This window comes from Streptococcus sp. GMD4S, from assembly GCF_000296955.1.
This window is the reverse complement of record NZ_AJRE01000449.1, coordinates 1-7,942: the sequence shown is the minus strand read 5'-3', so window position 1 is coordinate 7,942 and position 7,942 is coordinate 1. Positions and strand designations below refer to the sequence as shown.

At 33.7% G+C, this 7,942-nt stretch carries 9 protein-coding genes; 5 read left to right on the top strand and 4 right to left on the bottom strand.

Features of this window, described 5'->3' with window-relative positions; all coding sequences use genetic code 11:
• The first annotated feature begins 392 nt into the window (after positions 1-392).
• Together GMD4S_RS11225 and GMD4S_RS11220 are read left to right on the top strand one after the other, a co-directional pair.
• A complete protein-coding gene (locus GMD4S_RS11225; RefSeq protein ID WP_001125257.1) occupies positions 393-944 on the top strand; it encodes a hypothetical protein in 552 nt (183 codons plus the stop codon).
• Between the two features lie 3 nt (positions 945-947).
• On the top strand, positions 948-2,219 hold the full coding sequence (locus GMD4S_RS11220) for a hypothetical protein (RefSeq protein ID WP_000992275.1): 1,272 nt from the start codon (positions 948-950) through the stop codon (positions 2,217-2,219).
• Between the two features lie 131 nt (positions 2,220-2,350).
• On the opposite strand, the gene GMD4S_RS11215 is transcribed toward GMD4S_RS11220, so the two are convergent.
• Both GMD4S_RS11215 and GMD4S_RS11210 read right to left on the bottom strand, forming a co-directional pair.
• Entirely contained in the window at positions 2,351-3,319 is a 969-nt protein-coding gene (locus tag GMD4S_RS11215; RefSeq protein WP_000163596.1) for a tyrosine-type recombinase/integrase, read from the bottom strand.
• 353 nt (positions 3,320-3,672) lie between these two features.
• Positions 3,673-4,086, bottom strand: coding sequence for a hypothetical protein (locus GMD4S_RS11210; RefSeq protein ID WP_000350619.1), 414 nt, complete (start codon positions 4,084-4,086; stop codon positions 3,673-3,675).
• A 241-nt stretch (positions 4,087-4,327) separates the two neighbouring features.
• On the opposite strand from GMD4S_RS11210, the gene GMD4S_RS11205 reads away from it, so the two are divergent.
• Complete coding sequence (locus tag GMD4S_RS11205; RefSeq protein WP_000793101.1) at positions 4,328-4,525, top strand: hypothetical protein; 198 nt, start codon at positions 4,328-4,330, stop codon at positions 4,523-4,525.
• Positions 4,526-4,582: 57 nt separating this feature from the next.
• Here the strand turns inward: GMD4S_RS11205 and GMD4S_RS11200 are convergent, their stop codons facing one another.
• Positions 4,583-5,191: a DUF1269 domain-containing protein gene (locus GMD4S_RS11200; RefSeq protein WP_000429534.1), complete on the bottom strand. Its 609-nt coding sequence runs from the start codon at positions 5,189-5,191 to the stop codon at positions 4,583-4,585.
• An 833-nt stretch (positions 5,192-6,024) separates the two neighbouring features.
• Here GMD4S_RS11200 and GMD4S_RS11195 point away from each other — a divergent pair.
• Both GMD4S_RS11195 and GMD4S_RS11190 read left to right on the top strand, forming a co-directional pair.
• Positions 6,025-6,273, top strand: coding sequence for a type II toxin-antitoxin system RelB/DinJ family antitoxin (locus GMD4S_RS11195; protein WP_001018847.1), 249 nt, complete (start codon positions 6,025-6,027; stop codon positions 6,271-6,273).
• Positions 6,270-6,569, top strand: coding sequence for a type II toxin-antitoxin system RelE family toxin (locus GMD4S_RS11190; RefSeq protein ID WP_003015041.1), 300 nt, complete (start codon positions 6,270-6,272; stop codon positions 6,567-6,569). Before GMD4S_RS11195 ends, GMD4S_RS11190 begins: the two co-directional genes overlap by 4 nt.
• Before the next feature lie 357 nt (positions 6,570-6,926).
• Here the strand turns inward: GMD4S_RS11190 and GMD4S_RS11185 are convergent, their stop codons facing one another.
• Positions 6,927-7,256: a plasmid mobilization protein gene (locus tag GMD4S_RS11185; protein WP_443255801.1), complete on the bottom strand. Its 330-nt coding sequence runs from the start codon at positions 7,254-7,256 to the stop codon at positions 6,927-6,929.
• Positions 7,257-7,942 lie beyond the last annotated feature (686 nt).

Below are 7,942 nucleotides of genomic sequence, written 5' to 3'. Positions count from 1 at the left end.
TTGACTGAGAAACATCTTAGGTAAAAAATGTTACTGTAATCCCTTGATGCTGCTTGGTTTACAACGAAATAGGAATGAGGTGGTTAATGGTTTTTTAGGTCGAGAAACATAGTGGTTCAAAAGAAGAACCGAAAACCCACGTCCCTGTAAGTGTAGAGTCGAATTTAAAACAACGTGACTTTATAGGGGTATTACCTCTACTTTCACTATGTTTTAGAATATGACTAAAATTTGAACTATAAATTGAACGTGCTGTAGCTGCTAAAAATGAGTTGATTTTTGAGAAGAAACCGTTTTCGGCTATCATAGTCCGTTTTGGGCTATGATAGCTTTGAATGTGAAATGAGGCGTGATAAAATATATATAAGAAACAAACAAGGAGCGTATAATCAATGCCAAAATTAAAAAAAGATCAAAAAGAGTATATAGCAGTTATACATCATAATAGCGATTTGCCAGACCATTTTGATCTAGGACCGCTATCTAAGCATGAAGTAGAGATTGTTTTTGGAATATTAGAGATAATACATGATAGATACTCACAAGAGAGCATAACTATCTCATATTCAGATATTGCAGCTATATCAGAATATGCAACTGAACTTTACGAGAATAATACTAATAATCAGTTTGAACATTTTATAGATAGTATTAAATTCAGAATGGTCTCATATAAACAGTTCATAGGACCTGAAGGTCGAAAACATATGGCCTTTAATGATTATATTATTTTTTTGCAGATTGACAAAAATCATAGTAGTCAAGAATTAACACTTTATGTATCAGAATCAGTCTATCAAGATGAAATAAAGGACAAAAATGGGAATCTTATCCAAGAGCAAAGAAGAATTGCTGATTTATTTCGTAAAGAAGATTGGTCTGAAATACAAGTATATGAAAAAGTGAAAGAAGGATACTTGATAAAAATAGAGAAGAGAAAATGATTTATGAACGCTAAAAGAAAACAAAGAAAAAGCAAAGAAAAAATAGAGCAGATCCCAAAAGATGTAGTGGCTTATTACTTGCCAAGTCCAAATGGTGCAAAGAAGATATATTTTACAAGAGACACAATCTTACTCATGTATCATTTAATTCGCTTAAGGTATTTTTCAAGAGAAATGATACTGGATCAGTATTATATCCTTACGGGTAAAGAATTAAACAACAGAACACTGTATTCCTTCATAGGAAATAGCAGAATGCCCCTCAGTCACTTTGAAGACAATTATAGAATAGGTAAGACTAAGTTTCTATATGTTCCTAAGTATTTTGCTGACTGGTTGTTAGATATCATTCATGAAATACCAGGTCTTACTGAGCTGACAAAGGTAACAGAGTTTAAAGGTTCGCATTATAGCCTTAAGACAAACAAAATGATTGGTGGTAAAGATGGTATCAGAAAAATACATCTACATGATTATCATACAAGAAGATTAGCTCTGAAAATCGGTAGACGAATAGTTGAACAGTGCACAGATTTATCACCCAGAGAATTGAACATCACTTACTTTTTTCCGTTTAACCGAAAACTTATTTCACTTGTCCCAGATGCAGTGATCTTTGTTCGAGGCCAGAGGTATTTAATTGAGTATGACAGGAATACAGAGCCTCACTTCAAGCTGCTTGGGAAGATAATGGGATACTTTCAAATGAAATATTATCGAGGAGATACAATTTTCTTTGTCTTTGATAATATTTCAGAGCCAAAAGATAATCGTCTGCATGTACGCATTGTGAATTTTATTGACAATTTATATACCGTACCTTTTGGAGACAGTGGCTTTTCTTACTACGAGAAAACACAAGAGAATACCGTAACCTTGTTTGCATTACCAGAGGTCAATGCACTGTCTCAAATCACAGAGGCCATCATGCACGATATAGTGATTGATGAACGTCAAGAAAACGAAAGATTATTAGAGAAGTGTATGACAGAACGTATCATGCCTTACGATATAGTATCGGCTGAATTAGTGGAAGAACCTGATAGTCCATTCTCTTTAATCTTGACCTACATAGATGATTATTTTGACAAAGAAAAAATGCCCCTTGTAAAATTAAACTATGGTGACGTTAGCAACCCTGATTATTTTGAAAAACTCTACGAGAGATACAAAGATGATTATGCTATGGTTGGGTTAGTATTCTCTTCAGAGATTACAAAACAATACTACAATATGCCTCACAATTATTTTCTCATGAGCCTTTATATCCGATAATAAAAGTAAAAAAAGAGAGTACTTAGTTAAGTCTCTCTTTTTTATTTATTGAAAAATTGAATTAAAAATAACAAAAGGGGATAGAGAGTCTTGTAATATATGAGAAAAAGGTGCGCAAAATTGACCCCATATTACTTTTCTCTTTGGACTAGATCCAAAAAATCCTTATTTTTCTCAAGTAGAATGCACGAATGAGTCTGTTTTAAAATGGCTGCGGATAAAGATTTTTCAAAAATGCGCTCTATCCTACTTATTACTCCTGATATTTTTGGAGCAGTTAGTGGTCTTCTTTTGAAGTCGAGAAATAGAGAATCACTAGTATTAGTAGTTACCGATTTCTCTCTTTCTTTAATGTACGGTGAGATATAGTGGATAAATTCACTTAAAATAGGTTTCTTAATCCGTTCACCTTTAGGAGATGTAACTATTAGCGTCTGTTTGTGTAAGTCAATATCTCTATAAGTAGTTTGCGCTAATTGTTCAAGATCAACTCCAGTTCCAGCAAGTAAAGCGATGATTGCTAAATCCCTGTCTTTATTTTTCAGCAATTTAGATGAGCCTTCTTCTTCATCAAGGAAGAAGTCATAGGGACTCATAGGTTTCTCATTCTTATCAATTTCATCAAAAAAGTATAGCATAGATGGCAAATCATAATGAACTACTCGTACTGTGTTCCCTGCTCCTCTTTTTGATGAAAAAATAGAAAGTATGCCATACTCATTGATCCATTCGTTCATAACATTGCGGTAGAAGTATGGGGCTTTTCTATCACCTGAGAATGATACAACAGTGTAGTAGTTCCAGAATGAGTTTAAGACACTAATAAATCGTTTTTTACCGTCTGGTTTTAGCTCTAAAGAGTTGACATAATCTGCAACAACTTCTACAGGTGTTTGCTCTAAATCATCCATGGTTAATTCATTGGTAGACTTTTTAAGATGGTTACTCGCGTAGAAATCAAGGAATTTTTTCAAGCTATTTAACTTACGGTAGTTGTATAAGTCTTTTGTATTTGTAGTAAAAAAATAATCTACATATAATCGAACGGCAGGAGACCAAAATCCCTCTAATTCGTCATATTTTTTCTCTAATTTTGTCATGATTTCACCTTGCAATTTTATCTATTACTAGATTAACAGAAAATCATGGGCAAATCAAAGTATGATAGGAAAACTTCCTGTTTGAGGAAAACGAAAAAAAAATTACAATTTCAAGCGAAATATCAATAAATTCACGATGTCAAATTGACAAAAATGTGTAAATGTGATACAATATGTCAGTGTTTAATTAACGCAATTAATGTTTTAATTAACACAAATAATTTTCTGAAGAATAAATTATTACATAAAAACTCCCAAAAAAATTTTTTGGAAGTTTCGTTACTAGATTTCGATTTGTAAATTATTGGCGTAATTTACAAATATGATTCATACACTCTTTTGAGTGGATACTATTATTGACGATTACGATTGTTTAACTGCTGTCGTAATCGTTTTTTTATTGTCATTTCAACACTATCTAACATAAAACGCGAAATAAATGCAGAATTACGACTAAGTATTTTCAACAACAAATCAAATGAGTCTTCATGCTGTTTAAATAACATGAATAAGAATGCACTTGATAAAACAAAAAGAGTGAGCCGCCTCCATTTCCATTTTTGTTTTTTTGTGTATTCACACGTTAAAAATGAAGATTTGTCTTGTTTTTTCCGTTTATCATAGATGGAGTATAAACGTTCCATCAATGAGGGAACTTCAAGAATCAACGTAGTAGCTAATAGTTCACTAAAAAATACAGATGTGATAGTGATTTTTATTACTACGTTAATAATCTCGCTGAATAATTTTTTAATTTCTATATCCATAGAAACTCCTTTCTTATAAAAGAAAGAGGTTATGAATCAGCGAAATCTAGCTAGAGACATGGAGCTTCAATGAAGAAGAATATCATATCTCAATTGTATTTTAACATACCAAATCTCTATAGTCAATAACTCGAGAATACACAATATTTACTACTATTAAATAAATTGATTGTTGAGCTTAAAATTCAAGCGTTTCAGGATTTTTAAAAAATTCAAGAACTTCTCAAGATATAATTTAACCATGAAAAATTTAAAAGAAAAAAATATCCAAAAGGTAATCTGGCATATGCAACGGCAGTGTGGTCGATTAGCAGAAATATCTGATGCAGCAGCCATAAAAAATGAATTGTTCTATCTACAAGCGAGCATAGATTGTTTAAATCGTATTTTAAATGATCAAGCTCCATACCCAGGGATTGATCGCGAAGAAGTTTTTTAAAAAAATAGGCTATCTTCCAGAAGTAGAAAGCCTATTTTTTATGAGATGCTTGAGTGCTTACGCTTTCAATTTGTCAAATTTTGCTTTGACATTTGCCTTGAATTCTTCAAGTTTAGCCTTGCGTTCGGCTTTACGTTCAGCCTTCATTTGTGCACGTGCCTGGTTGTAGAGGTCTTCTTGGACTTGCAGAGCTGCTTCGATTTCGGCTACGACGGTTGCTACATCCCAACGCACGATTTGGGTGTCGTACTTGGTGAAGTAAGCATCGATGACTGCTTCGTTGTCTTCTTGCACCAAGGCAACAACGGCTGTTTCACCGTTAGTCAATTTCTGAGAAACAACGTCAATCAGGCCAGTTTCTGCCGTATCAATGGTATCACCAGCAGCCAAACCATAGAGGCTACCCATACCATAACCAAACAAGACGCCGATAGGACCACCCAAAAGCCCGATAACTGAACCGAGCAAGCCACCTTTTAGGGCTGCATCCGTCGTTGAATCTTCAAAGTCATAGCGTTCTTTTTCAACGATATGACCGTTTTCATTTTTGACCAAGGCGATTTGAGCAACCTTGGTCGTCTGAGTTTGGCGGAAAGCCTTCAAATCCGCAAAGGACTGATAAGCTTCGCTTTCAGTGCTAAAGATTGAAACTACTAGATTTTCCATAGTTAATACCTCTTTTCTAAAAATTACACATACATTATAACAAAGTTTTCTTTTTTTTGAAACTACTTTTATGCGACAATTTACATGATATGTCGCAATTTGTCAGCGTCGAAGGACTGGTGCAGGCAGCGGTATATCCTTGCCATATCTCGGGCCAGACACTCTGGCGACTCTGAGTGATTATCAAGAAAGGCGTCCAGCAACATCTTAAAGCCACCCGTGCAAAAAGTCAATAAATGGTGTCTTTCCTACAAATCCCCACCACTGATAGGGGGTACGAACATACACGAAAGTATGGCTAAACCCATGATACGTATAATGACGGTTGAACTGATTAATCCCTATATCCGTCATGTGGAACATAGCACGTAGTACCTGGTGCGGAGTAAAAGTAGTCGCTAGCGATCTTAAAGTTGTCGGTGACTAAGCATGGAAAAACAACATGAAGATTGACTACTTCGCTGTAACATCAAAGATGTCCCATCATAAAAGGTACTAGAAGAGATACTGCTTATTACTCAAGATGGGTTTGCCCTAAAGTCTCTTAAACAATAAGGTGAATTTTGAGATGAACTTTTCAAAAAAACAACTTTCCGAAAAATTGGTCTTTTTCGGAAAGTTTTAGAGTGTGGCTAAAAACAGCATAAACCGTTGGGGCTGTAAGGAATTTTAGCGATAGATTATCCGCCCTCTAAACTGAAATCAGCTCAGAATGACTATCTCAGCATCATTTTTTGACAATTTATACAGAAAAATTATCAACGAGAAAAAAAATAGCTTGAAGAAATCTGTCTTTTTGTGTATAATATACACAAAAAGATGAGGTGATTTAAATGGCTATTACAACTACAAAAGCAAGATTGAATCTAAGTATTGACTCTGAATTAAAACAGGAAGTCGGTGAGGTCTTAAACGAGATTGGACTTGACTATACTACAGCAATTAATTTATATTTCAATAAAATCAGACGTGATCGTAAAATTCCATTTGAACTTGAAGCACGAAAAAATTTAACTGTCGATGAATTTCTTGGTTCAAATTGGCGTGAAGGTTTGGAAAATGTAGAGGATGGTTGGGATTGAGTTATAAAGTTGAATTGATACCTGAAGCACAAGATGATTTTTATAAATTAGATAATAGTCAACGTCTTCATGTTAAAAAGTCACTTATCAAGTTAGAAAATCAAGGAATGCTTGCCGGAGAGGCTCTTCACGGTAATTTAGCAGGTTACAGGAAGTTAAAACACAAAAAACTGGGCCTGAGAATTGTTTTTCATGAAACTGTCAATGCAATTGAAATTATTGAAGTCATTGCTATTGGTAAGAGAAGTGATAACGAAATTTATACAATTTCTGAAAAACGTATAAGAAACAGATGAATTTATTTTAGCCAATCTATATAAAAGAAAAAACGTCCACTATCCCCCTAAAGAAATTGAAAGCAAATGAGCTAAGATAATTGATCACAACCTACCGAGCAGGATAGAAAGTGAGAGTCGTGAGCAACTTATTTGACCTCTTCTTCAGCGTTATGGCAAATGTATTAGCATATTTCATTTGTGAATAGTTGGACGACGAGGATAGTCGGCATTTAGCCTCAAAATACTCGTTAATCAAAAAAAGAGCGTAAAAATCCCTAGAGGACTGTTGTCTTCTAGGGATTTAGTGTGTCCTTGAGCTGTTTGTTCGAGGACTTTTTTATGTATATAAAGTTAAAAAAGATGAGATGTTCAAAGCTATTCCCAAAACTTCCACCATCTCTTCGCTTTCTGTTCAATCAGCAACTGATTATCTTTCTGAGTTGCCAAAATAATCGTATGCAGTTGCTCAATTTGCTTCTTGTAGTCGTCTATTTGAGTTTTAAGGTCTGATATACGCTCATCTTTCTCTTGTAATACATTTGTATTATCTACGTAGTCGCTTGTATTATCCTCTTGGAAGAGTACTTTTCTAGCATATGAACTGATCGAATCTCCAAGTTCTGCAGCTCTTTCCTTTAATTCTTCTTTTTCTTCAACGCTCATCCTGATATTTAGGACAGTCATTTTTTCAGTCAAAACTTTCACCCCGTTAACTAATATAATACATATTATACCACACAGTATTATTTAATAATACACCATAATACAAGAAAAACTGAGTTTTTTGACTAAATTTCTTTAGTATATCTTTAGCAGTGAGCACATGATAAAGATTAAATTCTTTTAACATGCATTTTTAGCCCTATACTGCGTTTTATAAGTTTAGCAAAGGAAAAACTACTGTAAATACTCAAGGATGCTGTTAACGGCCAAAATATGGCTTCTGATGATGTCTTAAATGTGGGATGGTACAAAAAACGTTAAAAACTCAGTTTTTCTCATGATGCGATCATATATGCAGAGGGTCTTATGTAAAACTATAGAAAAATAGGAAGCGAAATGTATTTGACTTCCTATTTGATATTGAAGTTTAGATTTTAGTCTAATATATTTGTAAGTGGTTAGATAGAAAATAGTGAACTGAGTGAAAGATTTTTTTATTTTTTAAAAATAAAATATAGATTTTTTTCTTAAGAAGATACTTTCTAATTTACTTTCTAATATACTTTATATTACTTTATAATACTTTGTCGACCTTAGAAACTCAGTAATATCAAGGGTTTGCAGATAAATAATTGACTATTTTGTACCCCATTATTGACTATTTTGTACCCCATTATTGACTATTTTGTACCCCATTATTGACTATTTTGTACCCCATTATTGACTAT